At 68.0% G+C, this 26328-nt stretch carries 28 protein-coding genes; 13 read left to right on the forward strand and 15 right to left on the reverse strand.

Annotation, left to right across the window (positions count from 1 at the left end):
• Window positions 1-40 precede the first annotated feature (40 nt).
• The 4 genes from ASG72_RS08515 to ASG72_RS08530 are packed head-to-tail and all read right to left on the reverse strand — an operon-like array spanning window position 41 to window position 2893.
• The gene (locus ASG72_RS08515) at window positions 41-424 is read right to left on the reverse strand and encodes a helix-turn-helix domain-containing protein (RefSeq protein WP_056711124.1); all 384 of its coding nucleotides are present in this window, start codon (window positions 422-424) and stop codon (window positions 41-43) included.
• Complete coding sequence (locus tag ASG72_RS08520) at window positions 421-987, reverse strand: Smr/MutS family protein (RefSeq protein ID WP_056711126.1); 567 nt, start codon at window positions 985-987, stop codon at window positions 421-423. The genes ASG72_RS08515 and ASG72_RS08520 overlap by 4 nt, the downstream gene beginning before the upstream one ends.
• Entirely contained in the window at window positions 987-2171 is a 1185-nt protein-coding gene (locus tag ASG72_RS08525) for an MltA domain-containing protein (protein WP_244488748.1), read from the reverse strand. Before ASG72_RS08525 ends, ASG72_RS08520 begins: the two co-directional genes overlap by 1 nt.
• The gene (locus ASG72_RS08530) at window positions 2168-2893 is read right to left on the reverse strand and encodes a Tim44/TimA family putative adaptor protein (protein WP_056711128.1); all 726 of its coding nucleotides are present in this window, start codon (window positions 2891-2893) and stop codon (window positions 2168-2170) included. The genes ASG72_RS08525 and ASG72_RS08530 overlap by 4 nt, the downstream gene beginning before the upstream one ends.
• Before the next feature lie 261 nt (window positions 2894-3154).
• Here ASG72_RS08530 and secB point away from each other — a divergent pair, with 261 nt between their 5' ends.
• Together secB and ASG72_RS08540 are read left to right on the forward strand one after the other, a co-directional pair.
• Window positions 3155-3649, forward strand: a complete 495-nt coding sequence (gene secB, locus ASG72_RS08535; protein WP_056711130.1) for a protein-export chaperone SecB — start codon at window positions 3155-3157, stop codon at window positions 3647-3649.
• Window positions 3650-3790: 141 nt separating this feature from the next.
• Complete coding sequence (locus ASG72_RS08540; protein ID WP_056711132.1) at window positions 3791-4531, forward strand: TerC family protein; 741 nt, start codon at window positions 3791-3793, stop codon at window positions 4529-4531.
• 11 nt (window positions 4532-4542) lie between these two features.
• Here ASG72_RS08540 and dnaQ read toward each other — a convergent pair whose 3' ends face one another.
• The 5 genes from dnaQ to ASG72_RS08565 are packed head-to-tail and all read right to left on the reverse strand — an operon-like array spanning window position 4543 to window position 8168.
• Entirely contained in the window at window positions 4543-5253 is a 711-nt protein-coding gene (gene dnaQ / locus ASG72_RS08545) for a DNA polymerase III subunit epsilon (RefSeq protein ID WP_056711133.1), read from the reverse strand.
• Window positions 5254-5264: 11 nt separating this feature from the next.
• The gene (gene coaE / locus ASG72_RS08550) at window positions 5265-5867 is read right to left on the reverse strand and encodes a dephospho-CoA kinase (protein ID WP_056711134.1); all 603 of its coding nucleotides are present in this window, start codon (window positions 5865-5867) and stop codon (window positions 5265-5267) included.
• A complete protein-coding gene (locus tag ASG72_RS08555) occupies window positions 5864-6700 on the reverse strand; it encodes a shikimate dehydrogenase (protein ID WP_056711136.1) in 837 nt (278 codons plus the stop codon). Before ASG72_RS08555 ends, coaE begins: the two co-directional genes overlap by 4 nt.
• An 11-nt stretch (window positions 6701-6711) precedes the next feature.
• Window positions 6712-7341 (reverse strand): Maf family protein, encoded by a 630-nt coding sequence (locus ASG72_RS08560; protein WP_056711138.1) that lies wholly within the window; start codon window positions 7339-7341, stop codon window positions 6712-6714.
• Window positions 7338-8168, reverse strand: a complete 831-nt coding sequence (locus ASG72_RS08565; RefSeq protein ID WP_056711139.1) for a pyruvate, water dikinase regulatory protein — start codon at window positions 8166-8168, stop codon at window positions 7338-7340. Before ASG72_RS08565 ends, ASG72_RS08560 begins: the two co-directional genes overlap by 4 nt.
• 452 nt (window positions 8169-8620) lie before the next feature.
• On the opposite strand from ASG72_RS08565, the gene hemE reads away from it, so the two are divergent.
• The 8 genes from hemE to ASG72_RS08605 all read left to right on the forward strand — a co-directional run bounded on the left by hemE (window position 8621) and on the right by ASG72_RS08605 (window position 17441).
• The gene (hemE, locus tag ASG72_RS08570) at window positions 8621-9661 is read left to right on the forward strand and encodes a uroporphyrinogen decarboxylase (protein WP_056711140.1); all 1041 of its coding nucleotides are present in this window, start codon (window positions 8621-8623) and stop codon (window positions 9659-9661) included.
• Window positions 9662-9672: 11 nt separating this feature from the next.
• A complete protein-coding gene (hemJ, locus tag ASG72_RS08575) occupies window positions 9673-10095 on the forward strand; it encodes a protoporphyrinogen oxidase HemJ (protein WP_056711142.1) in 423 nt (140 codons plus the stop codon).
• Between the two features lie 250 nt (window positions 10096-10345).
• Window positions 10346-11611, forward strand: coding sequence for a transcription termination factor Rho (gene rho / locus ASG72_RS08580; RefSeq protein WP_056711144.1), 1266 nt, complete (start codon window positions 10346-10348; stop codon window positions 11609-11611).
• A 198-nt stretch (window positions 11612-11809) separates the two neighbouring features.
• Window positions 11810-13132 carry a tRNA uridine-5-carboxymethylaminomethyl(34) synthesis GTPase MnmE gene (gene mnmE, locus ASG72_RS08585; protein ID WP_244488749.1) on the forward strand — a complete coding sequence of 441 codons (1323 nt, stop codon included), beginning with the start codon at window positions 11810-11812 and terminating at the stop codon, window positions 13130-13132.
• Between the two features lie 44 nt (window positions 13133-13176).
• Window positions 13177-15069 (forward strand): tRNA uridine-5-carboxymethylaminomethyl(34) synthesis enzyme MnmG, encoded by a 1893-nt coding sequence (gene mnmG / locus ASG72_RS08590; protein WP_056711146.1) that lies wholly within the window; start codon window positions 13177-13179, stop codon window positions 15067-15069.
• A complete protein-coding gene (rsmG, locus tag ASG72_RS08595; protein WP_056711148.1) occupies window positions 15059-15706 on the forward strand; it encodes a 16S rRNA (guanine(527)-N(7))-methyltransferase RsmG in 648 nt (215 codons plus the stop codon). The genes mnmG and rsmG overlap by 11 nt, the downstream gene beginning before the upstream one ends.
• The gene (locus tag ASG72_RS08600) at window positions 15703-16533 is read left to right on the forward strand and encodes a ParA family protein (RefSeq protein WP_056711150.1); all 831 of its coding nucleotides are present in this window, start codon (window positions 15703-15705) and stop codon (window positions 16531-16533) included. The genes rsmG and ASG72_RS08600 overlap by 4 nt, the downstream gene beginning before the upstream one ends.
• Window positions 16534-16562: 29 nt before the next feature.
• Window positions 16563-17441 (forward strand): ParB/RepB/Spo0J family partition protein, encoded by an 879-nt coding sequence (locus ASG72_RS08605; protein ID WP_082540210.1) that lies wholly within the window; start codon window positions 16563-16565, stop codon window positions 17439-17441.
• A gap of 9 nt (window positions 17442-17450) precedes the next feature.
• Here the strand turns inward: ASG72_RS08605 and holA are convergent, their stop codons facing one another.
• From holA to leuS, 3 genes are read right to left on the reverse strand one after another with little or no spacing between them, the layout of a single operon-like run.
• A complete protein-coding gene (gene holA / locus ASG72_RS08610; RefSeq protein WP_056711154.1) occupies window positions 17451-18476 on the reverse strand; it encodes a DNA polymerase III subunit delta in 1026 nt (341 codons plus the stop codon).
• A gap of 7 nt (window positions 18477-18483) precedes the next feature.
• Window positions 18484-19047 carry an LPS assembly lipoprotein LptE gene (gene lptE, locus ASG72_RS08615; protein WP_056711156.1) on the reverse strand — a complete coding sequence of 188 codons (564 nt, stop codon included), beginning with the start codon at window positions 19045-19047 and terminating at the stop codon, window positions 18484-18486.
• Window positions 19034-21658: a leucine--tRNA ligase gene (gene leuS / locus ASG72_RS08620; protein ID WP_056711158.1), complete on the reverse strand. Its 2625-nt coding sequence runs from the start codon at window positions 21656-21658 to the stop codon at window positions 19034-19036. Before leuS ends, lptE begins: the two co-directional genes overlap by 14 nt.
• Window positions 21659-21772: 114 nt before the next feature.
• Between leuS and ASG72_RS08625 the strand changes: the two genes are divergently transcribed.
• Window positions 21773-22438: a YggS family pyridoxal phosphate-dependent enzyme gene (locus ASG72_RS08625; protein WP_056711160.1), complete on the forward strand. Its 666-nt coding sequence runs from the start codon at window positions 21773-21775 to the stop codon at window positions 22436-22438.
• Here the strand turns inward: ASG72_RS08625 and ASG72_RS08630 are convergent, their stop codons facing one another.
• Window positions 22439-23020: a L,D-transpeptidase family protein gene (locus tag ASG72_RS08630; RefSeq protein ID WP_082540208.1), complete on the reverse strand. Its 582-nt coding sequence runs from the start codon at window positions 23018-23020 to the stop codon at window positions 22439-22441.
• Between the two features lie 81 nt (window positions 23021-23101).
• Here ASG72_RS08630 and ASG72_RS08635 point away from each other — a divergent pair, with 81 nt between their 5' ends.
• Both ASG72_RS08635 and ASG72_RS08640 read left to right on the forward strand, forming a co-directional pair.
• Window positions 23102-23788, forward strand: a complete 687-nt coding sequence (locus ASG72_RS08635) for a response regulator transcription factor (RefSeq protein WP_056711162.1) — start codon at window positions 23102-23104, stop codon at window positions 23786-23788.
• 6 nt (window positions 23789-23794) lie between these two features.
• Window positions 23795-24259: a cyclic nucleotide-binding domain-containing protein gene (locus ASG72_RS08640; protein ID WP_056711164.1), complete on the forward strand. Its 465-nt coding sequence runs from the start codon at window positions 23795-23797 to the stop codon at window positions 24257-24259.
• 2 nt (window positions 24260-24261) lie between these two features.
• Here ASG72_RS08640 and xth read toward each other — a convergent pair whose 3' ends face one another.
• Together xth and ASG72_RS08650 are read right to left on the reverse strand one after the other, a co-directional pair.
• On the reverse strand, window positions 24262-25077 hold the full coding sequence (gene xth, locus ASG72_RS08645; protein WP_056711166.1) for an exodeoxyribonuclease III: 816 nt from the start codon (window positions 25075-25077) through the stop codon (window positions 24262-24264).
• A gap of 151 nt (window positions 25078-25228) precedes the next feature.
• Complete coding sequence (locus tag ASG72_RS08650; protein WP_082540209.1) at window positions 25229-26059, reverse strand: outer membrane lipoprotein carrier protein LolA; 831 nt, start codon at window positions 26057-26059, stop codon at window positions 25229-25231.
• Window positions 26060-26328 lie beyond the last annotated feature (269 nt).

Here is a 26328-nt window from a genome sequence, read left to right on the forward strand (position 1 = left end):
TCTGAGGGTCGCGCGGCTTTGGCATCCGCGCCCCCTGCGGTCAAGCCTGCGGCGCCGCGGCCCGGCGCTGCTGCGCCTCGTCCAGCAGTGTCGCGAGCCGCTGCAGCTCGGCGCGGTCGAGCAGGGCGATCTCCCTCGCCAGCCGGTTGGCGAAGAGCGTCGCTTCCGGTTCCAGCCCGGCGGTGTCGACGGTCACGCGGGGATGGGAGAGATCGGCGAGGCGGACGAGCTCATCCGCCTCGTCCCAGATCACGCCGAGCACATGGATCACGCCCTGGATCAGCGTGAAGGTGGGGCGGCCGCGCTTGCCATGTTCGAGGGCGGAGAGATAGGCGGGGGTGACGCCGAGCACCTCCGCCATCTCGGCCAAAGTGACGCCCCGGGCGGCCCGGAGTTCGCGCACCCTGCGGCCGAACGGCGTCACGGGCCGGCCTCGCGGCTGCGGCGCAGGCGGATATAGAGCGCGCCGGCGCCGCCATGGCGCTGTTCCGCCTCCTCGAAGCCCAGCACCAGAGGGCGCAGATCGGGCAGGCGCAGCCAATGCGGCACCATGCGGCGCAGCACGCCGCGCTCCTCGCCGAACAGGCTGTCGCCCGCGGCACCCTTGCCGGTGACGACCAGAGCCAGCCTGGTGCCGCGGCCCTGCTCGCGCCGCAGGAAGGAGCGCAAGGCGAGATGCGCCTCGTCCTGGCGCATCCCGTGGAGATCGATCACCGCCTCGACCGATTGCTGGCCGCGGCGCAGCTGCGTCCGCAAACGCCGCTCCAGCGGCGCCAGAGGCGGGGGAGCGGGCCTGGACAGAGCGGGCTGAGGCATCGCCGCCGGCGCCGGCGCAGCCTTGTCCGGCACGGCCTCAGGGCTCGCCGCGGGCTCGGGTTCCGGCTGCAGCGGCGGGCGGCCGGGCAGCGGCTTGACCGACCGCGCCACCTCGCGCCAGAGCGCGATATCGGCCGCGGTCAGGATCTTGCCGCGACGCTGCCGGACCATCACCGCCCCGCCTCGCGCGGCCAGAGCACGGTGAAGGAGACGGGGTGGCGGATCAGCCCGGCCCGGTGGCCGGCCTCCGCTCCCGACCCGACGAAGAGGTCGAGCCGGGCCGGGCCGAGAATGGCCGAGCCGGTATCCTGGGCGATCATCAGCCGCGCCAGCCGCTCCTCGCCGCCAGACCCGTCCGGGATCGTCGCGTCGATCCAGACCGGCAGCCCATAGGGCCAGGCCGAGCGGTCGATGGCGATGCTGCGCAGCGGGGTCAGCGGCAGGCCGGCGCCGCCGATCGGCCCCTGATCCGCCGGGAGATCGTCGCGGCGGGCGAAGAAGACGAAGGAGCGGTTGAGGCGGATGAGATCGCGGGCCCAATCCGCATCGGCCTTGAGCCTGGCGATCAGCCGGTCCATCGTCATCTGCGCCGGCGGGATCGCCTCGCGCTCGCTCAGCACGCGGCCGAGCGAGGTATAGGGATGGCCGTTGCGGCCGGCATAGACCAGCCTGGTCACGCCGCCCTGCGCCAGGCGGATCCGGCCGGAGCCCTGGACCTGCAGCACGAAGCGATCGACGGGATCGCGCATCCACAGGATCTCGAGGCCCTGCTTTGCGAGAGCCCCGGTCTCGATCGCCGTGCGGTCGGGATAGGCTTCCAGCCCCGTGGCGGTGCGTCTGCCCGCGCTCAGGGCGGGGTCGAGCCCGTGCCGTTCGTCACCGGGGTGCAGCGTGACGAGATCGGCCGGGCGGCCATAGAGCGGCGTCGGGAATTCGGCGGACGGGGTCAGCGACCCCTCGAATTCCGGTTCGAAATAGCCGGTCATGAAGCCCTGCGCCGCACCCGCCGGGGTGATGCGCCAGAAGGCGAAGTGCCGCTCGAAGAAGCCCCTCGCCGCCGCCGCGTCCCCGGACGGGACCTGCCTCGCCGCGGCGCAGGCGGCGGCGAGATGGCGCGGCACTGGCACCGCCTGGCGCAAGGGCGGATCGGCCTGGCAGCCGCGGGCGAAGATGGCGAGCGCCTCCTGCTGCCGGTCCCGCGACCAGCCGTCCAGCGCCTGGGGCGAGAGGCGCTCGGCGCGGGCTCCGGGCGGGAGGGGCGGCGCTTGCGCCAGAACATCGCTCGACATGGCTGCGCCCGCCAGAATTCCGATCAGCCAGGCCAGCGCCGGAACGGGGCCGGCGCGGCGCGTCACGCCGCCGCTTCGGTCGCGACCAGCAGCCAGTTGGGATCGCGGCTGCCGAGCTGGCGCGAGAAGGTCCAGATGTCGCTGACCTCCGAGACCGCCTCGGCGCTGCCGTCGACGACCTGGCCCTGGGCGTCGCGCACCACGCTGATCAGCTGGGAGACGAAGTTGAGCGTGACCTGGCCGGTCTTGCCCTTGACCTCGACCCCGACGATCTCGGCCTTGTCGATCGAGACGAAGGAGGTCTCGGCCTTCTGGCCGAGCTTTTCGCGCTCGGTGATGGCCTGTTCGAAGCCCTCATAGACTTCCTTGGCCAGCAGCCCCTTCAGCATCTTGCGGTCGCCGCGGGCGAAGGCGGTGACGATCGTCTCATAGGCCGCCTTGGCGCCGCCAATGAACTCGCGCGGATCGAAGCCGGGCTCCTGGCGGATGATGCCCTCGATGCCGGCGATCACGGGCGAATCCGCAGGCGCGATGCCCTTCCAGCGTTCGGCCGCCGGCACGGTCTCCTGCGCCCCGGAATCATTGGCGGCACCCGGCAGGCGAATGACGTTGTCGCGCTTGCGCTCGGCCTGGTCGGGACGGGCGGGCGGAGCCTCGCGGCGGGTGAAGGGATCGGCCGGGGGCTGCTCGGAGCCGGTCTTCTGGCCGAGGACGGAGCGGAGCTTCCAGGCGACGAAAACGGCCAGAGCGAGGAAGACCAGTGTCGTCATATCGAAGGAGTTTTGCATCGAAGCCTGATCCGGAGCCCCAGTTGTCAGTCGCGTCAGTCCGGAAGCGGCGGCGTCCTGACGGAATTCCGCACGTCCATCGCGATGATATGGTGTCCATGGGTCGTAACATCCACCCCCCTGCTTGTGAAGGCGGCTTCTTGTGCGGGGCGGGCGTCCATGATAGCCGACGCCGGCGCCGCACCCGACCGGTGCGCCCAGTCCCGGACGTCCTTATCCGGCGCGGGATTCCCGACACAGCCTGCAAAAAAGATGGGACCGATGGCCAACGACACTCCCAACGGCAATGGCGCGGCCGCCGCGGAAGCGGCGCCGACGATGAATGCGCTGGTTCAGTACATCAAGGACTTCTCCTTCGAGAACCCGAAGGCGCCGCGGGCGCTCGGCCAGCAGGCCCAGCAGGGTCCGCAGATGTCGCTTCAGGTCAACGTCTCCAGCACCGGGCTCGGCGGCGATGATTACGAGACCGTGCTGCAACTCGAGGGCAAGGCCGAGCTCGCCGGCGAGACGCTGTTCGCCTTCGATCTGAGCTATGGCGGCGTCTTCCGCCTGCTCAACATCCCGGAGGAGCATATCCACCCGGTGCTGGTGATCGACTGCGCCCGTCTGCTCTTCCCCTTCGCCCGCCAGATCATCGCCGAGGCCGTGCAGAATGGCGGTTTCCCGCCCTTCTACGTGCCCTCGATCGATTTCGCCCAGCTGTTCCAGCAGCGCATGGCCGAGCTCCAGGCGCAGGGCGGCGCCGCCAATTCCTGAGAGGCCTCGTTGCCTCGCGCTTGATCAAGGGCCCGTTCGCGGGCCCTTTTTCGTATAAGCCTGCGACAGCATGACCACAGGCCCGGCAGGGAACCATGTCCGGCCCGCCCGGTTCTCGGGCGCAACCCTTTCGGAGCCCCCATGGATTACCTCCTGACCCTCGCCGCCGATCCCGTCGTCTGGGCCGCTCTCGGCGCGCTTATCGCCATGGAAGTCGTCCTCGGGATCGACAACCTGATCTTCATCTCGATCCTCACCAACAAGCTGCCGCCGGACCAGCGCTCGCGCGGGCGCCGGATCGGTATCGCCCTGGCGCTGATCCTGCGCCTCGGCCTGCTCTCGACGGTCGCCTTCATCGTCCAGCTGACGACGCCGGTGGTGACGCTGCTCGGCCAGCCCTTCTCCTGGCGCGACATCATCCTGATCGCCGGCGGGCTGTTCCTGGTGTGGAAGGCGACGAAGGAGATCCACCACAAGGTCGATCCCGACCACGGGCCGGACCTGTTCGACGGGACGCAGGCCGCGACGGTGACCTTCGCCGGGGTGATCTTCCAGATCCTGCTGCTCGACCTGGTCTTCTCGATCGACAGCATCATCACCGCCGTCGGCATGACCGACCATATCCCGGTGATGGTGATCGCCGTCGTGGTGGCGGTGCTGGTGATGCTGCTGGCGGCCGATCCGCTGGCCGCCTTCATCGACCGCAACCCGACAATCGTCATGCTGGCGCTGGGCTTCCTGCTGATGATCGGCGGAACGCTGATCGGCGAGGGCTTCGGCGTGCATGTCAACAAGGGCTATATCTACGCCGCCATGGCCTTCTCCGCCCTGATCGAGGCGCTGAACATGCTGTCACGGCGCGCCGGCCGGAAACGGCGCTGAGCCGTCCCTGATCAGGCCTCGTCGGCGATGCCGAGATAGGTCTTCCAGAGCGGCGCCTTGCCGAGCGTCAGGATGAAGCTCTCATGCGCGGCGATGGCGTCGGGGCCGAGCCTCGGCGCCAGCGGGCGCTGCCGCTGCGGGCGGGCGATGACGATCCCGCCGAGCGCGCCGATCCCAGTGGCGCTGACCGTGCCGAGCCCGAGCGAGGTCTGCTTGCCGCCGATCAGCTCGATATAGACCTCGGCCAGGATCTCGGCGTCGAGCAGCGCGCCGTGCTTGGTGCGGCGGCTATTGTCGATGCCGTAGCGCTGGCAGAGCGCATCGAGGCTGTTGGAGGCGCCGGGATGCTTGCGCCGCGCCATGGAGAGCGTGTCGACCACCCGGATCGGCGCGATCGGCCCGCGGCCGAGGCGCTTCAGCTCCATGTTGAGAAAGCCGATATCGAAGGCGGCGTTGTGGATCACCAGCCTGGCATCGCCGATGAACTCCTCGAACGCGTCTGCGACGCCGGAAAACACCGGCTTATCCGCCAGGAATGCGTCGGACAGGCCGTGGACGGCGAAGGCGCCCTCCGACATCGGCCGCTCCGGATTGATGTAGCAATGGAAGCTGCGCCCGCTCGGGCAATGATTGACCAGCTCGACGCAGCCGATCTCGACGATGCGGTCGCCATTATTGGCTTCGACGCCGGTGGTCTCGGTATCGAGGACGATTTCGCGCATCCGGGCTTCCTCTAGCGGGCTCGGCCCGGGCGGCCGGCCAGCGCCCTCAGGATAGAGCCCAGCTGGCGCTGCGCTTCCACAAGGCCGCGGCTGGTGTCCACAAGGAAGTGGGCGCGGCGGCGCTTCTCCGCATCCGGCATCTGTCGCGCCAGGATCGCCGCGAGCTTCTCCGGCGTCATCTCCGGGCGGCGCAGCACCCGCTCGGCCTGGATCGCGGCGGGAGCGGTCACCACCAGCACGGCGTCGCAGCGCGCCTGCCCGCCGGTCTCGAACAGGAGCGGGATGTCGAGCACGGCGAGGCCCAGCCCGGCGCTGCGGCAGCGCGCGACGAAGGCCTCCTCCGCCTCGCGGACGAGCGGGTGGATGATGGCTTCGAGCCGCTTCAACGCGTCCGGCCGGCCCAGCACCGCGGCGGAGAGGCGCGTGCGGTCGACCGCTCCCGCGGCGACTGTCCCCGGGAATTCCGCCTCGATCAAGGGCACCGCGCGGCCGCGATAGAGCTGGTGGACGCAATGATCGGCATCGTGCACCGGTACGCCGGAGCGGCGGAACATGTCGGCGGTGGTCGACTTCCCCATGCCGATCGAGCCGGTGAGACCGAGGATGAAGCTCATCTTGCGCTGCCGATATCGGCTTCGAGCACGGCGCGCAGGGCCGGCGTGACGATCGGCGTCACCCCGAACCAGCGGGCGAAGCCGGGAACCGCCTGGTGCAGCAACATGCCGAGCCCGTCGACCGTGCGGGCCCCGCGCCGCTCGGCCGCCTCCAGCAGCGCGGTCTTCAGCGGCACATAGACGATGTCGTCGACGATGGTACCGGGCTTCATCGCGGCGAGATCGAGTTCGAGCGGCGGCTGGCCCTTCATCCCGAGCGAGGTGGTGTTGACGATCAGATCGGCCTCGGCGGCCAGCTGATCGCGCTCCTGCCAGGCCGCAGCGGTGACGGGCGGGCCGAGCAGCCGGGCCAAGTCCTGCGCCCGCTCCAGATTGCGGTTGGCCAGGATGATGCGGCCGAGGCCCCGCTGCTTCAGCCCATGGGCGATGGCCCTCGCCGCGCCACCGGCGCCGAGCAGCAGCGCCGTCTGCGCCTGGCGGTCCCAGCCCGGCAGGCTGGCGTCGAGATGGCCGAGAAATCCGGCGGCGTCGGTGTTGTCGCCATGGAGCCGCCCGCCCTCGCGCCAGATGGTGTTGACCGCGCCCATGGCACGGGCGGTCTCGCTGAGCCGATCGAGAAGCGGCAGCACCGCTTCCTTATGCGGCACGGTGACGTTGCCGCCGGCGAAGGCGCCATCGCGCAGCGCGGCGATGAAGCGCTCCAGCGCGTCCGGGGCGACGTCGATCCGCTCATAGCTGCCATCCAGCCCGTGCTCGGCGATCCATGTGCCGTGGATCAGCGGCGAGCGGGAATGGGCGATGGGATGGCCGATGACGAAGCAGCGTGTGGTCAAGACGGCCCCTCTCAGGACAGGAGCAGGCCCTGCTCGCGCAGCGCGGCGAGCAGAGCGAGCAAAGGCAGGCCGAGCACCGTGAAATGATCGCCATCGACCCGCTCGAAGAGCTGGCCGCCCAGCCCCTCGAGCTGGTAGCCGCCGACACTCGACAGGATCGCATCGCCCGCCGTCGCGACATAGGCGGCGATGAAGGCCTCGCTCAGCGGGCGCATGGCGAGGGTGGCGCTCTGCAGCCCCTCGGCGACGATCTCGCCGTCGCGGGCGAGGACGAAGGCCGAGTGCAGCCGATGCTCGCGGCCCGACAGCGCCGCGATCTGCCGGGCGGCGGCGGCGGCATCCGTCGGCTTGTGGTGGGCGACGCCGTCGCATGCCAGCGTCTGGTCGGCGCCGAGCACATAGCGGCCGGGATGGGCGAGCGAGACGGCGAGCGCCTTGGCGCAGCCCAGAGCGGCGGCGATCGCGTCCTCGCTCGCGCCCTCGTCGCGCAAGGGCTGCTCGACCTCGCGCTCGTCGATGCCGGGCCTGGCGGTCTCGACCGGGATGCCGGCGGCCCACAGCATGTCGCGCCGCGTGGTGCTGCCGGAGGCGAGCAGCAACGGCATTTCGGCCAGCCAGAGCGAAGGGGTGCGGTGGCTCATGTCGCGATGAACTTCATGCGGTGGTCGCGCAGCAGATCGAGGATCGCGGCGGCGGTTTCCTCGATCGAGCGCCTTGTCACGTCGATCACCGGCCAGCCGCGGCGCGCGCAGAGCCGCCGCGACTGCAGGATCTCGTCGGCGACGGCCTGGGGATCGACATAGGGCGTCTCCTCATCGGCCTTGAGCGAGAGCAGGCGGTTCTGCCGGATCTGCACGATGCGGTCGGCGCTGGCGACGAGGCCGATGATCAGCGGCTTCTTCACCCGGTCGAGTTCGGCCGGCAGCGGCACCGATGGCACCAGCGGGATATTGGCGGTCTTGATGCCGCGATTGGCGAGATAGATGCTCGTCGGCGTCTTGGATGTGCGGCTGATGCCGACCAGGATCACGTCGGCGCTGTCGAGATCGCCGCCGAGCTGCCCGTCATCATGGAGCAGCGTGTAGTTCATCGCATCGATGCGGCGGAAATAATCGGCATTGAGCACGTGCTGCGCCCCCGGCTTCGGCGCCGACGCCTGGCCGAGATAGGATTGGAACAGCGACAGCACGGGTTGCAGCACCGACAGGCAGGGGCAGCCGAGCTCGCCGCAGAAGGCCTCCAGCCTCGCCTGCCATTCCGGTTCGACCAGCGTGTAGAGCACCACCCCCGGCGAGGCCTCGATCTCCGCGAGCACGCGCGCGAGCTGCGCCTCCGAGCGGACCAGCGGGTAGACATGCTCGATCGCCGAGACGGTCTCGTATTGCGCCGCGGCCGCCCGGCTGACGGCGATCAGGGTTTCGCCGGTCGCGTCGGAGACGAGATGCAGATGGAAATAATTGCGGGGCACGGGGTCTCCGGCGTTGAGGGCTGCTCTGCTTTACGGCAATTCGCGCGGCGCTGGGAATCCCGTTTTGAGCTGCTCTCTCGCGGCCTGGAGCAGTCCCGGCGCGACAGCGGCAACTGGGGAGCGCTGTGGATAAGATCGGCCCCGGACAGGGGCGATATCGCGGCCTGTATAACCCCGGCCGCCCATCAACAGCCTCGCTGCCGCGCCACCCGATCGGAGTGTTTCACGTGAATCATTTTTCGGGCTGTGGAACCGAGGCGGATTCGGATTGGTTAAGAAACTCTTAACCTCCATCCGCCGGATGCGCTCCGGCTGGGCCGGCGGACTCCACCCCTGTGGATTGGTTGTGGACGAGCTTGCGCCGCGCTATCTGCCCCCCTCCAAGAGTCAAAAAAGAAGATTCTCTCTCAAGAATCATATTTAAGAAGATCTGGGACGGGGGAATGGCTGGGATGAGCATGGCGACGCATGATGAACCGATCTTCCTGCGTGTGCTCGCCGGCGAGACGATAACCCCCCCACCGATCTGGATGATGCGGCAGGCCGGGCGCTATCTGCCGGAATATCGCGCCGTCCGCGCCAAGGCCGGCAGCTTCCTCGAACTCTGCTACAACCCTGAACTCGCCGCCGAAGTCACACTCCAGCCGATCCGGCGCTTCGGCTTCGACGCGGCGATCCTGTTCTCCGATATTCTGGTGATTCCGCAGGCGCTGGGCCAGAAACTCTGGTTCGTGGAAGGCGAGGGCCCGCGGCTCGAACCGGTGGCGGATCACGGCCGGCTGGCGGAGATCTCGCGCCAGGCTGATGATGCGACGCTCAGCCCGGTGATCGAGACGGTGCAGCGGGTGAGGCAGGGGCTCGGCCGCGAGACCGCCTTCATCGGCTTCTGCGGCGCGCCCTGGACGGTCGCGACCTATATGGTCGCCGGCCGCGGGACGCCGGGCCAGGAGCCGGCCAAGGAGCTGTTCAACCGCGACCCGGCCTTCTTCCAGCAGCTGATCGATCTGATCGTCGAGGCCTCGGCGCGCTATCTCTGCCGGCAGATCGAGGCCGGGGTCGATGTCGTGCAGATCTTCGACAGCTGGGCAGGCTCGCTCGGGCCGGAGGATTTTCAGCGCTGGTGCATCGCGCCGACGCAGCGCCTCGTCACCCTGGTGCGCGCCCGGCATCCGAAGGCGAGGATCATCGGCTTCGCCCGCGGCGCCGGCCGGCTGATCCCGGCCTATGTCAAGGCGACGGGGGTCGATGCGGCGGGGCTCGAGACGGAGATCGACCGCGGCTTCGCCCGGGACGAGATCCAGTCTCTGGTGCCGATCCAGGGCCATCTCGACCCGCTGGTGCTGCGGGCCGGCGGGCCGGAGCTCGAGGCGGAGGTGGCGGCGATCCGCGAGGCTTTCGGCGGCGGTCCGTTCATCTTCAATCTCGGCCATGGCATTCTGCCGGACACGCCGATCCCCCATGTCGAGCGCCTGCTCGCCGCCGTCCGGCGCTGAGGCGAAGACCGATGTATGAATGGCTGAAGGCCCTGCACGTGCTGGCGGTCATCTCCTGGATGGCCGCCCTGCTCTATCTGCCGCGGCTGATGGTCTATCATGTCGATGCGCCGGCGGGTTCGCAGCAATCCGAGACCTTCAAGGTCATGGAGCGCAAGCTGCTGAACGGCATCATGACGCCGGCGATGATCGTCAGCTGGGTCGTCGGCCTCTACCTCGCCTGGGCCGGCTTCGGCTTCAAGGGCGGCTGGCTCCACGCCAAGATCGCCCTGGTGCTGGGCATGTCCGGGATGCACGGGTTTCTGGTGGGGCGCGTGCGGGATTTCGCGCAGGATCGCAACAGCCGCAGCGGGCGCTTCTACCGGATCATCAACGAGGTGCCGGCCGTGCTGATGGTCGGGATCGTCATCCTGGTGATCGTCAAGCCGTTCTGAACCTGCGAAGCACTTCGCGGAGACCGGCGGCCGCGACGATTCCAGTTGAGCGCGAGGCCGAATCCGGCTATCACCGCTCTGCGCTTCTCCAGCGTCCTTCCTGTTGTCGATGGTTGTTGAGCCCGCTGCGCCCTGCAGAGGCAGCTCATGGTGCGAGCCTCTCGCGCCGCTCCGTATCCCGGTCCGTCGTCTCTTCCCTTTGCGTCCGTCTCTGCGTCCAGCGCCGGGACAATCACGATCCAGGTGCCCCATGCGGGAAATCAAGCTTCAAGACCTCAAGGTCAAAACCCCGACCGAATTGCTGACCTTCGCCGAGGGCGTCGAGGTCGAGAACGCCAGCACGATGCGGAAGCAGGAGCTGATGTTCGCGATCCTCAAGCAGCTCGCCGCCAAGGACACGGAAATCCTGGGCGAGGGCGTCGTCGAGGTGCTGCAGGACGGGTTCGGCTTCCTGCGCTCCTCCGATTCCAATTACCTGCCGGGACCCGACGACATCTATGTCTCCCCCTCGCAGATCCGGAAATTCGGCCTGCGCACCGGCGACACGGTCGAGGGGCCAATCCGCAGCCCCAAGGATGGCGAGCGCTATTTCGCGCTGCTCAAGGTCAATACGATCAACTTCGAGGATCCGGAGAAGATCAAGCACAAGATCCATTTCGACAATCTGACGCCGCTCTACCCCGATGAGCGGCTGCGGATGGAGGTCCAGGATCCGACCCGGAAGGATTTTTCTGCGCGGGTCATCGATATCGTCGCCCCGGTCGGCAAGGGCCAGCGCGCGCTGATCGTGGCGCCGCCGCGCACCGGCAAGACGGTCCTGCTGCAGAACATCGCGCAGTCGATCACCACCAATCATCCGGAATGCTATCTGATCGTCCTGCTGATCGACGAGCGTCCGGAAGAGGTCACCGACATGCAGCGCTCCGTGAAGGGCGAGGTCGTGTCCTCGACCTTCGACGAGCCGGCCTCGCGCCACGTCCAGGTCGCGGAGATGGTGATCGAGAAGGCGAAGCGGCTGGTCGAGCATGGCCGCGACGTGGTGATCCTGCTGGATTCGATCACCCGCCTCGGCCGCGCCTACAACACCGTCGTGCCCTCCTCGGGCAAGGTGCTGACCGGCGGTGTCGACGCCAATGCGCTGCAGCGGCCGAAGCGCTTCTTCGGTGCGGCGCGCAATATCGAGGAAGGCGGCTCGCTGACGATCGTCGCGACGGCGCTGATCGATACCGGCAGCCGCATGGACGAGGTGATCTTCGAAGAGTTCAAGGGCACCGGCAATTGCGAGATCATTCTCGACCGCAAGGTCGCGGATAAGCGCATCTTCCCGGCGATCGACATCCTCAAATCCGGCACCCGCAAGGAAGAGCTCATCACGCCGAAGGACGTGCTGCAGAAGACCTATGTTCTGCGCCGGATCCTTAACCCGATGGGCCCGCAGGACGCGATCGAGTTCCTGATGGACAAGCTCCGGCAGACCAAACAGAACTCGGAATTCTTCGACTCGATGAACACCTGATCCGATTCGGATCCGAGACGTTTGCGTCGGTCGGCGGAGCTTGCCGACCGGTCATCTTCCGAGAGCCCGCGCCGCGCATGTCCGGGCCGACCCGCGGCCCGTTGGCTACGGCGGTAGCACCAGGCGCCTAAAAAGCGGGTCGTTCTACGGGTAGGGCCGCCGATAACCGGCCCTACCCCTCGTAAAATCGGTACTACCTTGGCCATACCCGTCGACAACGGCCTGCACGCCACGATCGTCGCTTTGTCCTCGGCGCCCGGACGGGCGGGGGTGGCGCTGATCCGTGTCTCCGGGCCGCACGTCCGATTCGTCCTCGAAACGATGGCGGGCGGTGTGCCGGTGCCGCGTCAGGCGACGCTGCGCCGCCTGAGCGATGCCGCGGGCGAGACGATCGACCGCGCGCTCATCCTGTACTTTCCCACGCCCCACAGCTTCACCGGCGAGGATGTCGCCGAATTCCATGTCCATGGCGCGCGGGCTGTGGTGGCACGGCTGCTGGAGGCGCTGACCGGCTCCCCGGGCCTGCGGCTGGCGGAGCCGGGCGAATTCACGCGACGCGCTTTCGAGGCCGGCAAGCTCGATCTGGCGGCTGTCGAAGGCCTCGCCGATCTCATCGATTCGGAGACGGAATGGCAGCGGCGCCAGGCCCTGCGCCAGATGGAGGGCGCGCTCGGCCAGGTCACCGAAGGCTGGCGCGGCCGGTTGATCGAGGCGATGGCGCTGCTCGCCGCCGAACTCGATTTTTCCGACGAGGGCGATGTCGACGGCCCGCTGGTCGAGCGGGCGCGGGCGATCGCCCTGGAGGTGCTGGCGGAGCTGCGCCAGGCGCTCGGCAGCTTCGCCCGGGGCGAGCGGATCCGCGACGGGTTCGTGGTGGTGCTGGCCGGCCCGCCCAATGCCGGCAAATCCAGCCTGCTGAACGCTCTGGCGAGGCGGGACGTCGCCATCGTCTCGCCGATCGCCGGGACCACGCGCGACGCGATCGAGGTGCGGCTCGATCTCGACGGCATGCCTGTGACGCTGATCGATACGGCCGGGCTGCGCGAGAGCGAGGATATGATCGAGGCCGAGGGGGTGCGGCGGGCCCTGGCGTTGGCGGCTCGCGCCGATCTGGTCCTGAGGATCCGGAGCGTCGATGCGGCGCAGGACCCGTTTCTCGGCACCGACAATACCCTCGCCGTGGCGAGCAAATCCGATCTCCCCGTTCCGTCCCTGCCCGGCGAGATCGCGGTCTCGGCCGAGACGGGGGCTGGGCTCGCCGAGCTGCTCAGCGCGATCACCACCAGGCTCGCCGACGGGCCGCAGGGGGAACCAGCCTTGCTGACGCGCCAGCGGCATCGCGTCGCCGTTGCCGAGGCGATCGAGGCTCTGGCGCGGGCGGCGCGGCCCGGTCTCCTCGAGGCCGAGTTGATGGCCGAGGATCTGCGCCAGGCCGTGGTGGCGCTGGAGCGCCTGATCGGCCGCATCGGAGTCGAGGACGTGCTCGACCAGCTCTTCGCCGGCTTCTGCATCGGCAAATGATGCCCGGCATTGACCGGCAGGGCCGGCTTCGCTAGCCACACGAGATGTCTGACTTCGCAGCCCAATTCGATGTCATCGTCGTCGGTGGCGGCCATGCCGGTGTCGAAGCCGCCGCCGCCGCGGCGCGGGTCGGTGCGCGCACCGCCCTGCTCACCCAGAACCCCGCGACGGTCGGCGTGATGTCGTGCAACCCCGCGATCGGCGGGCTCGGCAAGGGCCATCTGGTGAGGGAGATCGACGCGCTGGATGGGCTGATGGCCAGGGCCGCGGACCATGCCGGGATCCAGTTCCGCATGCTGAACAGGCGCAAGGGCCCGGCCGTGCGCGGCCCCCGCGCCCAGGCCGACCGCAAACTCTATCGCCAGGCGATCCAGTCCCTGCTCGCCGAACAGGAGGGGCTGACGGTCGTCGCGGGCGAGGCCTTCGATCTGATCGAATCCGCGGGGCAGGTCGCGGGTGTCATGCTCGCCGATGGCCGTCGATTCGGCGCCGGAACGGTCGTGCTCACCACCGGCACCTTCCTGCGCGGGCTGATCCATATCGGCGAGCAGCGGATCCCCGCCGGGCGGGTCGGCGAAGCGCCTTCCCTCGGCCTCTCCGCCACGCTGGAACGCCATGGCTTTCCGCTCGGCCGGCTGAAGACCGGGACGCCGCCGCGCCTGGACGGGCGTAGCATCGCCTGGGACCGGCTCGAGATGCAGCCGGGCGACGAGAGGCCGGAACCTTTTTCCGCGATGACCACGGCGATCAGCACCCCGCAGATCGCCTGCGGCATCACCCGCACGACCCTGGCGACGCATGAGCTGATCCGGGCCAATCTCCACCGCGCTCCGATGTTCTCCGGCCAGATCGAGGGAAGGGGGCCGCGCTATTGCCCCTCGATCGAGGATAAGGTCGGCCGCTTCGGCGATCGCGACGGACATCAGATCTTCCTCGAGCCGGAGGGGCTCGACGACGACACCGTCTATCCCAACGGGATCTCGACCTCGTTGCCGGAGGACGTGCAGCTTGGCCTGCTCGCGACCATCCCGGGACTGGAGCGGGCGCGGATGCTGAAGCCGGGCTATGCGATCGAATATGATTTCGTCGATCCGCGCGCTCTCAACAATACGCTGGAGACGCGGGCGCTGCGGGGGCTGTTCCTCGCCGGGCAGATCAACGGCACCACCGGGTATGAGGAGGCGGCGGCGCAGGGGCTGCTCGCCGGGCTCAATGCCGCGCGTCGCGCCGGCGGGTCGGAGCCGGTCGCCATGGCGCGCACCACCTCCTATCTCGGCGTGCTGGTCGATGATCTCACGAGCCAGGGCGTTACGGAACCGTATCGGATGTTTACCTCCCGGGCCGAGTTCCGGCTGTCACTGCGTGTCGACAATGCCGATGAGCGGCTGACTGGATTCGGGACCGAAATGGGTTTGGTCGGGGCCGCACGATTGGGTCTCTATGCCAAGCGCCAGGATCAGATCGAGCGGCTGCGCGGCGCGCTCGGCGCTCTGTCACTGACCCCCAGCGAGGCTCGCGGCCACGAGCTGCAGCTGAACCAGGACGGCTTGCGCCGCTCGGGCTATCAATTGCTGTCCTATCCCGAAATCGGCTTTGAGCGGCTGGCGGCGATCTGGCCGCAGCTCGCGGAATATCCGGCCGATGTGATCGCCCGCGTCTCGGCCGATGCCGTCTATGCCGTCTATCTCGACCGTCAGGCCGCGGAGATCGACTCCTATCGTCGGGATCAGGCGCTGAAGCTTCCGGCCGATCTCGATCTCGATGCGATGTCGGGCTTGTCGAACGAGCTGCGGCTCAAGCTGGCGAGCCAGCGCCCGGCCGATCTGGCCCAGGCGGCGCGGATCGAGGGGATGACGCCGGCCGCGCTGACCCTGCTCGCGGCGCATTCGCGCAAGGCGCGACGCAATCGTGCGCCGGCGCTCAGCCATGACTGTTGATAACGCCGATCGACGCGCCGCTTTGCGCTTGACGCCTGTTTCACGTGAAACAGAGGAGCGGCTGGCGCTGCTGGTCTCGGAGCTGACGCGCTGGCAGGCAGCCAAGAATCTCGTCTCGACGGCGACGCTCGACGAGGTCTGGACGCGGCATATCGCTGATTCGCTGCAGATCTACGGGGCCGCCCCTCAGGCCAAGCGTTGGCTCGATCTCGGATCGGGCGGTGGATTTCCGGGTCTGGTCATCGGAATTTGCCTGGTCGGGATTCCCGGAGGACATATCGACCTCGTCGAGAGCAATGCGCGGAAATGCGCCTTTCTGCGCCATATCGCCCGCCTGACCGGAGCGCCGGTGACCGTCCATAATGCCAGGATAGAGGATGTTATTGGCGGGTTTACCGGCAAAATCGACGTGGTAACGGCACGGGCGCTGGCCCCTCTTCCGCAGCTGCTGGAGTGGTGCAAAGAGCTGTTGAGAACCGGCAGCCTCGGCCTCTTTCCAAAGGGACAACATCTAGAGAGCGAATTGACCGAGTCGTCTAAATGTTGGAAGATTCAGGCCTCAACTCTTCCTTCGCTGACAGACAGCGCCGCGGGCATCCTGATGGTTCACGCGGCTGAGAAGCGGACCGACTCATGACCGACCTCACCCCGATCATCGTGCCGCAGCGCCCCAGGGTGCTCGCGCTCGCCAACCAGAAGGGCGGCGTCGGTAAGACCACCACCGCGATCAATCTGGGTACGGCTCTGGCGGCGATCGGCGAAAAGGTGCTGATCGTCGATCTCGACCCGCAGGGCAATGCCTCGACCGGCCTCGGGGTCGATCGGCGCAGCCGCAAATCTTCCACCTATGACGTGCTTTGCGGCGATGTCGGGCTCGGACAGGCGCTGCAGGAGACCTCCGTACCCGGTCTTTTTCTGGCGCCGTCGACGCTGGATCTGCTCGGGGTGGAGCTGGAGATCGCCGGTGCCAAGGACCGCGCATTGCGGCTGAAGAAGGCGATCGACGAGCTGGTTTATGACCAGCGCTGTTCGGACCTCACCTATATCCTGATCGACTGCCCGCCCTCCCTCAGCCTCATCACCATCAATGCGATGACGGCGGCGGATGCGGTGCTCGTGCCGCTGCAATGCGAGTTCTTCGCGCTCGAGGGTCTGAGCCAGCTGCTCAAGACCGTCGAGCAGGTGCGTCAGGGGCTCAATCCGCGCCTGGTGATCCAGGGCGTGGTGCTGACCATGTACGACCCGCGGAACAACCTCTCCGGCCAGGTGATGGCGGATGTGCGCAGCTTCCTGGGCGACAAGGTCTATGAGACCGTGATCCCGCGCAATGTCCGCGTGTCGGAAGCCCCCTCCTATGGCAAGCCGGCGTTGCTTTACGATCTGCGATGCTCGGGCTCGCAGGCCTATCTGAAGCTGGCGTCGGAAGTCATCAAGCGCGAGCGCAGCCTGCGCGCCGCCGCGTGACCAAGCATCGCGGGAGCGAAAGAATGTCGATGGCCGAAGAACAAGGGCGGTCCCGTCTGGGCCGCGGCCTGGCCGCTTTGATCGGTGATGTCGGTGACGAGATCGGAGCGCTGGAGCGGGCTCGCGGCCAGCGCCGTGTCCCGGTCGAGTTCCTCCGTCCCAGCGCGCGCAATCCCCGCCGCAATTTCGTCGAGGCCGATCTCGACGATCTCACGGCGTCGGTGCGCGAGCGCGGCATTCTGCAGCCGATCATCGTGCGCTCGATCAGCGGCATGCTCGATGCCTATGAGATCATCGCCGGTGAGCGCCGCTGGCGCGCGGCACAGCGTGCGGGTCTGCATGATGTGCCGGTGATCCTGGTCGAGGCGGATGATCGCCAGGCCCTCGAGATCGCGATCGTCGAGAATGTCCAGCGCAGCGATCTCAATGCGATCGAGGAGGCGGCCGGCTATGAGCGGCTGATCGCCGAATTCGGCTATACCCAGAACGATCTGGCGCAGGTGATCGGCAAGAGCCGCAGCCATGTGGCCAATACGCTGCGGCTTTCGAAGCTGCCGGAATCGGTCCGGCAGATGGTCAGCGACGGGTTGGTATCGGCCGGCCATGCCCGCTCGCTGTTGTCCGTTTCGGATCCGGAACTGATGGCGCGGCGGATCGTCGATCAGGGGCTCAGCGTCCGCGATATCGAGCGGGTGGTGCAGGAAGAAGCCAGGGGCGAAACGAAATCCCTGCCGGTCAAGCCCAAGCCCGAGAAGGACCCGGATACCAGGGCGGTCGAGAAGGCGCTGGAAGAGGCGCTCGGCCTGTCGATCTCGATCAGCCATCGCGCCAATGGCGCCGGCGAGGTCAAGATCGGCTACAAGACGCTCGACCAGCTCGAGGCGCTGTGCCGCCGTCTGAAGGCCTGAGGCGCTCGCTCACCGCCCGCCGGACCGGGCGAGCCGCGCCAGGCTCCACAGGGCGCGCGCGGCCACCGGCTGCGCCAACCCCGCATCCCTGCGCACCGCCAAGGTCGCGGTGCCGAGGATCCCGACGGCGTCGGTGAGCTTCTCGCTCGACCAGGCCGACAAAGCGGCTTCCGTCGTCGCGATCCGCGGCCAGGGCAGCCGCATCCCCGCCACCACCTCCTTGACGCCGCGGCCGGCATCCACTGCCTGGCGGGCCTTGAGCAGCGACAGTGCCTGACGCAGCACGGCGCCGAGCATCACGCCGGCGTCGAGCCCTTCCCGCGCCAGCCTGGCCTGGGTGATGTCGATCGTGGCGATCTTGCCCGCGAAGACTGCGTCGACCAGCGCCGCCTGCTCGCGCTGGGCGGTATCGCCGACGATGATGTCGATATCCGCCTCGCCGACACTCGCTGCGTCGCCGACATAGAGCAGCAGCTTTTCCACCTCGCGCCGCGAGGTCTGGCGGTCGCCGCCGAGCAGCCCGGCGAGCCTGTCTCGGCTGGCGCGATCAATGGTTTTTCCGGCCTCACGCACCATCTCGTCGATGATCGTGCCGAGGTCGCGCGCCGCATCGCCATAGCAGGGCACCGCCAGCGCGGTCCGCGCCCGCTCGCAGGCGACGCGCAGCGGGTTGCTCTTCTGCAGGTCGCCAGCCTCGATGATGACGATCGCATCCTGCGAGGGCGTGGCCAGCAAGGGTTCGACGGCGGGAAGCAGCATCTTGCCCGTGGGCGAGACCCGGATGGCACGGCGGCCGCCGAACAGCCCGATGGTATTGGCCTCGTCGACGAGTTTCAGAGGGTCGGCGGCGATGTCGTCGCCACTCATCCGGACGAGCTGGAACGCATCGGTGGGATCATCCACCGCGCCCTTCGCCAGCGTGCCGGCGCGCTCGGAGACCAGGCCGGCATCGGGGCCATAGAACAGGAACAGGCGATGGGCCGGGTCGGGCCGCGCCAGCGCCCGCTCCGCCTCATGCGCCTTGACCATGGCCATGCCGGGATCAGCCGGTCACGAGATCGGCGGCCATCTGACCCCTGATGATCGTCGCCAGGCTCTTGGCGGCGCGCAGCTGCGCATCCCGCGCCGCCCTGACGGTGGCGAAGCGCTGCGAGGAGCGCTCATAGGGGATGCGGATCGTGTTGACGCCGGAGCTGACGGTCTTGGAGGAGATCTTGTCCTTGAGGCTCCAGGTCGCGGTCACCACCAGCACGGCGGAATCGGCCCGCGCATTCAAATAGTCGACGGTCACCACATCGATGGACTCGGCGATCGAGGCGTCGAAGCGCAGGCGCTTCTCGGCATCCGCGGCACCGCCGCCATCGAGCTCGAAGACCAGCTCATTGCGCAGGTAATGGCCGATCAGCCCCTTGATCTCGGGGATTTCGACGCTGCGCAGCGCGCTGCGAACGCTCCCGCCGGTCTGCGGGCTCAGCGTCGCCTCGGAATAGAGCGGCTGGAAGCATCCGCCGGCGAAAGCGGAGGCGATCAGCGCGGCCGCCAGCATGGCGCGGCGCGGCGAGACCCGCGCGGAACGGAGCGTCTGTGCGAATTCAGGCGACGACATTCACGATTCTCCCCGGCACCACGATGATCTTGCGGATGTCGCGGCCATCCAGCGCCCGTATCACGGCCTCGTTCCCACGAACCACGGCCTCGACCGCCACCGTATCCGCATCGGCCGGCACCGTCACGTCCGCCCGCTTCTTGCCATTGATCTGCACGGGCAGCGAGATGCTGTCATCCCTGAGCAGCGCCTCCTCGGCGACCGGCCAGGCGGCCTCGCCGACCAGCCCGGGCTGCCCCAGCACCGACCAGCAGGATTCCGCGAGATGCGGCATCATCGGCGCGATCAGCTGCGTCAGGATCAGCGCGGCCTCATGCAGCGCGAAGCCGAGATCCGCGGCGAGATCGGCCTGTTCCGCCGCCCCGTCCAGCGCCTTACCGACCGCATTGGTGAGGGTGTAGATATGGGCGACGCAGCGGTTGAAGCCGAGCCGCTCGATATCGGCGCCGACGGCCTGCAGCGCCCGGTGGGTGGCCTTGCGCAGGGTGGTGGCGGCCTCGCCCAGGGCCGCCGGAGCCTGCACCCCCGAGCCCGTCCGCTCCGCGATCTCGCCGACCAGGCGCCAGACCCGCTGCACGAAGCGCGCCGCGCCCTGCACGCCCTCATCCGTCCAGATCACGTCGCGGTCCGGCGGCGAATCCGACAGCATGAACCAGCGCGCCGTATCGGCACCGTAGGAGGCGATGATATCGTCGGGGTCGACGACGTTCTTCTTCGACTTCGACATCTTCTCGATGGCGCCGATCTCGATCGGCGCGCCGGTATCGACATGGTAGCCGGCGCGCTCCGCGCCATTGACCTCGATGCGCACGTCGCCCGGCTCGACCCAGCCGCCATCGGCGGCGCGATAGGTCTCGTGCACGACCATGCCCTGGGTGAACAACCCGGCGAAGGGCTCGTCCAGCCCGGCATGTCCGGTCGCCTTCATGGCGCGGGTGAAGAAGCGGGAATAGAGCAGGTGCAGGATCGCGTGCTCGACCCCGCCGATATACTGATCGACCGGCAGGAAGCGGTCGACCACCGGCCGGCTGGTCGGGCTCTCCTCGCGCCAGGGATCGGTGAAGCGGGCGAAATACCAGGAGGAATCGACGAAGGTGTCCATCGTGTCGGTTTCGCGCCGGGCCGGCTTGCCGCATTGCGGGCAGGCGACGTGTTTCCAGCTCGGATGATGATCGAGCGGGTTGCCCGGCTTCTCGAAGGAGACGTCCTCGGGCAGCGTCACCGGCAGATCGGCATCGGGCACGGGCAGGGTGCCGCAGGCCTCGCAATGGATGATCGGGATCGGGCAACCCCAATAGCGCTGCCGCGAAATGCCCCAGTCGCGGAGGCGGAAATTGACTTTCCGGGCCGCGACCGGGCGGTTGCCCCGCTGTTCGGCCTCGAGTTTTCGGGCCACGGCCTCCTTCGCCTCCGGGATGCTCATCCCGTCGAGGAAGCGCGAATTGATCATCCGCCCATCATCGACATAGGCGGTATCGGTGATCACGAAGCCGGCGGGATCGGTGCCCTCCGGGCAGACCACCGGGAGGTTGCCGAGGCCGTATTTATTGACGAAATCCAGATCGCGCTGGTCATGCGCCGGGCAGCCGAAGATCGCGCCGGTGCCGTATTCCATCAGGATGAAGTTAGCGACATAGACCGGCAGCGTCCAATCGGGATCGAGCGGGTGGACGGCGCGAATGCCCGTATCGAAGCCGAGCTTCTCCGCCTTGTCGATGTTCTCCTGGGCGGTGCCTGTCCGCTTGCATTCCTCGATGAAGGCCTGCAGGGCCGGGTCGGCCTGCGCCGCGGCCTTGGCGAGCGGGTGATCGGGCGCGATCGCCATGAATTTCGCGCCGAACAAGGTGTCCGGGCGGGTCGTATAGATTTCCAGCTCGTCCTGCCCGAACGGGTTCGATTCGAGCGCGAAACGAATCATCAGCCCTTCCGACCGGCCGATCCAGTTCTTCTGCATCAGCCGGACCTTGTCCGGCCAGCGATCGAGCCCGTCCAGCGCGTCGTTCAGCTCCTGGCCGAATTGGGTGATCTTGAAGAACCATTGCGTCAATTCGCGGATCTCGACCGGCGCCCCCGAGCGCCAGCCCTTGCCGTCGATCACCTGCTCATTGGCCAGCACCGTCTCGTCGACCGGATCCCAATTCACCTTCGCGGTCTTGCGGTCGACCAGCCCGGCCTTGAGGAAGTCCAGGAACAGCTTCTGCTGGTGGCGGTAATAGGAGGGGTCGCAGGTCGCGAGTTCGCGGCTCCAGTCCAGCGACAGGCCCATCGACTGCAGCTGCGCGCGCATCGTCGCGATATTGGCGTAGGTCCAGTCCCGCGGATGGACCTTGTTGGCCTTGGCGGCGTTCTCGGCCGGCAGGCCGAAGGCGTCCCAGCCCATCGGATGCAGCACGGCGAAGCCCTTGGCGCGCTTGTAGCGGGCCACGACGTCGCCCATCGCGTAATTGCGGACATGGCCCATATGGATGCGCCCCGAGGGATAGGGGAACATCTCGAGCACGTAGTAGGTTGGGCGCGGATCGTCGTTGCGGGTCTCGAAGAGCTTGCGCTCATCCCAGACGCGCCGCCATTTCGGCTCGGATTCCTTGGGATTGTAACGTTCTACGGCCATGTCAGCATGTGATTGTTGCGTGAGCGAAGTGTGCGGGACTAGGACACGATTGCGCGCGCCGGGTCAACGCCGGGCAAGGGCCGAGCGCCGTCAAGAAAAAGGATCTGTGACCTGATGAGCGATATCGTGCAGCGATTGAAGGCCGCCCAGGATGCGGTGGCGCGTGCCGCCGTGGATATGGGACGGCAGGCGCGGGACGTGACCCTGATCGCGGTCTCGAAGACCATGCCCGAGGAGGCGATCCTGCAGGCGCTGGAGGCCGGGCATCGCGTCTTCGGCGAGAATTACGTGCAGGAGGCCAAGGCGAAATGGCCGGCGCTGAAGGAGCGCTTTCCGGATGCTGAGGTGCACATGATCGGCCCGCTGCAATCCAACAAGGTGCGCGAGGCGGTGGCGCTGTTCGACGCGATCCATTCGCTCGACCGGGATAGCCTCGCCAAGGAGCTGGCGCGCGAGATCGCCCGCGCGGCACGGGCACCGACACTCTTCGTCCAGGTCAATACCGGGGAGGAGCCGCAGAAGGGCGGGGTGATGCCGGGCGAGGTCGACGGCTTCCTGGAGACCTGCCGGATCCATCACGGGCTGGCGATCGAGGGGCTGATGTGCATTCCCCCCGCCGAGGAGCCGCCCTCGCCTCATTTCGCGCTGCTGGCGAAGATCGCGGCGCGGCACAAGCTGCGCGGCCTGTCGATGGGGATGAGCGCCGATTACGAGGCGGCGATCCAGCTCGGCGCGACCCATGTCCGCATCGGCAGCGCGATCTTCGGGCCGCGCGGCTGATCAGCGCCCGGCATCGGCGATGCGGATCGCGCAGCGCCGCGCCAGCCGTGGCAGAACCTTCGCGAAGACATGGCGATCCACCGCGACGCAGCCGGCCGTCGGGGTGAAACCCGGGCGCGCGAGATGCCAGAAGATGGCGCTGCCGCGGCCGCGAATCACGGGCGCGTCGTTCCAGCCGAGCTCGACGATGATGTCGTAGAGCGGGTCCTCGCGGGTCAGCCGCTCCTCGGCGACGCCGGGAGGGCGGTCGATCAGCCGGTTGTAGCGGCGGTCGGCGGCGTCGTCGCACCAGGCGTCGCGCAGGGCGATGCGGCGGATCGGCAGCAGGCTGCGCGGCCGCTGCAGCCGGTCGCCGCGGTAGAACAGGCGCCGGAGCGGCAAAGTGGCCCGGGGCGTACCGCCATCGCCCTCGCGCTTGGCCGTGATGATCCCGCCACGCCCCAGCGCGCAGGGGAAGAGCGCCTGGCCGGCGCGCAGGAACCCCTTGCTGCGGTCATGGACGGAGGGGACGACCTGAAGGCGGGTCAGGCGGCGGGGGCCGGGCTTTGCGCCGCGAACCCCTGGTTTTTCACTGCTTCTCACGGGAATTCCAGATTGCGTGACTTGCGGTCATGATTCAGCGGGCTCATGGTGCGCTGGGTTCCACCGCAGAGATGAGGGTTCATGTCCGCCGTCCATCATATCCTTCTCTGCGACGACGACCAGACGCTGCGCGATGCGCTCGCCGAGCAGCTCGGGCTCCATGACGAGTTCAGGATCTCGACGGCCGGCACGGCGACGGCGGCGGTCAAGGCGGTGCAGGCCGAGCGTTTCGATCTCGCGGTGATGGATGTCGGCCTGCCGGACATGGATGGGCGCGAAGCCGTCAAGATGATGCGCAAGAACGGTTTCAAGAGCCCGGTGATCATGCTGACGGGCCAGGGTTCCGACGCCGATACGGTGCTCGGGCTCGAGGCCGGCGCCAATGATTACGTGGTCAAGCCGTTCAAATTCGCGGTGCTGCTGGCGCGGATCCGCGCGCATCTGCGGCAATACGAGGCGAGCGAGGACGCGATCTTCCAGGTCGGCCCCTATACCTTCCATCCCGGCTCGAAGCTGCTGGTCAGCGACAAGGGCTCGAAGACCAAGCTGACCGAGAAGGAAACCGCGATCCTGCGCTTCCTCTACCGGGCCGGCCGCAAGCCGATCGCGCGCGAGATCCTGCTGCAGGAAGTCTGGGGCTATAATTCCCAGGTGACGACCCACACGCTGGAAACCCATATCTACCGCCTGCGCCAGAAGATCGAGCCCGATCCCGCCCATGCCCGTCTCCTGGTGACGGATGCGGGCGGCTATCGCCTCAACCCCTGAGCCGCAATGGCGCTCGACGACGATATCGCGGTGCTGTCGCGGCAGCCGCTGCTCGGTCTCATGGAGCGGGATGCGCTGCGGCTCCTCGCCTTCGCGGCGGAGACGCGCACGCTGCGGGCCGGTGACGTCCTGTTCCGCTCGGGGGATGTCGGCGACGGTGCGCTGCTCGTGCTGTCGGGCGCCATCGCCCTGACGACCGGCGAGGATGGCCAGCCGGCCCGGGAGATCGCCGGGCCCGGCGCGCTGGTCGGCGAGCTCGCGCTGTTCACCAGCCTGCGGCGTCCGGTGACCGCCATCGTGCGCGAACCGACGCAGGTGATGAAGCTGTCGCGGGCGGTGATGCGACGGGTGCTGGCGGAATTCCCGGCCTCGGCCGAGCGCCTCGCCGAAGCGGTGGCGAGCCGGCTGCGCGCCTTCACCGAGGAGCTGACCGACGTGCAGGCGACCCTGGAAGCGATCGACCGGCGCTGACGCTAGAGCGACAGGGTCACGGTGACCGGAACATGGTCGGAGGGGCGCTGCCAGCCCCGCGCCTCGCGCAGGAAGGTCAGATCCTGCAAGGTCGGCTTCAGCCCCTCGGAGAGCCAGATATGGTCGAGCCGCCGGCCGCGGTCGGAGGCCTGCCAATCGGCGGCGCGGTAGCTCCACCAGCTATAAAGCTTTTCCGGCTCCGGGCGCAGGCTGCGCGCCGCATCCGTCCAGCCGAGATCGGCGCGCAAGGCCTCCAGCGCGGTGGTCTCGACCGGCGTGTGGCTGACCACGTCGAGTAGCTGCTTATGGCTCCAGACATCATGCTCATAGGGCGCGATATTGAGGTCGCCGAGCAGGATCGCCGGCCGGTCGCTCGGCCGCTTGGTCATGCCCCAGACGCCGAGCTCGTCGAGGAAGGCGAGCTTATGCGCGAATTTCGGGTTGAGCTCGGGATCGGGAATGTCGCCGCCCGCCGGCACGTAGAAATTATGGATGGCGATGCCGGAGGCCGCCCCGGCGCCGGGGCCGAGCACCGCGCTCATATGGCGGGCATCGGGCCGGCCGCACATCGTCATCGCTTCATGGTCGCTGAACGGCAGCTTGGAGACGATGGCGACGCCGTTATAGCCCTTCTGCCCGATGAAGCGGAGATGGCCATAGCCGATCTGCTGGAAGGCCTTGGCCGGAAACTGCTCGTCCGGCGTCTTGGTCTCCTGCAGGCACAGGATGTCGGGGGCGTGGGTGGTCAGGAAGTCGCAGACCAGGCCGATGCGTAGCCTGACGGAATTGATGTTCCAGCTGGTGACTTTGAGTTGCAAGGCGGGGCGTCCGGCGCGAGATGGGCCCCGGAAACTGGTCGCAACGCGCCGGAAAAGCAAGCAGCCGCGAGCGCCGGGATCGGAGCTCGCGCCGCGACCGCTCGCGTCGCCCCGGCCCGCTCACGGAGCGGGACGCCGGGCTATCGATCGATCAGAGCATGCGCTCGTAATTGATCACGAATTTGCCGGGATCGGCGCGGCGCTGGGTGTCGAGATTATAGAGCGAGACCGAGGTCTCGTAGCCCTGGGGATCGACCACCACCCATTGCTTCAGCTCATTCGCCTGCAGATCGTAGTTCAGCGTGATCTTGGAGGTGCCGCCGAGCGTCGAGCGATCCTCGATCTTCACCGAGAGCACGTCGCCCTTGGTGCTGACCCCGGTGACCACCGAATCGCGGGCGAGGTCCATGCGCTCCTTGACCAGGAATTTCAGCGGCGTCTGGCCGATCGAATAGAGATCCTGCGTCGCGAGCTTCTTGTCGCGGATCGCGACGGAGGTGCCGTCGGCGATGACCTCGGTCGTGGCCGGCGCATCATATTCGAAACGCATCTTGCCCGGGCGCTGAATGTAGAGCCTTCCCTCGAGGCGGCGGCCATTCGCCGCGAACTGGATGAAATCCCCCTGGAGATGGGTGAAGCCGTTGAAATAGGCGTTGAGCTTCTCCACCGCCTCCTGCGGGCTCAGCGGGCCGGAGGTGCGCTGGGCAGCCTTGGCCGGAATCGCCCGGACCGGGGTCGCGGAAGCGGTCTGCACCGGCTCGGCCGCGGCGATCGCGGCCGGGGCGGCGGCTGCGGCTGCGTTGCGCGGCAGGCCGAGCCCTTCCGGGCGGATCGGCGGCAGACGCAGCGGGGCCGCCTTCGGCGCGGCGGCCGGCTTGGCCGGGTGCAGCTGCAGCGGCTGGGCGGTGGCGGGAAGAGTCGCGCCGGCGAGACCAAGCACGGTCAGCGCGCTCAAGGTCCGCAGTGTCGGAAACATCGTCATGAGCCAGCAAGCTCCGGGTTGTGTCGGTCACTGGGACCGGGATCATCACGCCTGGTCAGACGCTCTGCAAGATCGCAGACCAGCATTTGGGGGCCGGCCGGATCGGTTCAAGCCATGCAACGCCCTGTAGCCCCGGAATGTTGCACGGCCGTCATGGCAATTTCAGGACGTAGCGTGAGCTTCAATCCTCGTCTTCCCGCGCGCGGCCGGTTTCGACGAGGATTTCGCGTTTTCCGGCGTGGTTGGCGGGGCCGACGATGCCTTCGGTC

Origin of the sequence: Allobosea sp. Leaf344 (genome assembly GCF_001426225.1) — a bacterium.
Lineage (GTDB): Bacteria > Pseudomonadota > Alphaproteobacteria > Rhizobiales > Beijerinckiaceae > Allobosea.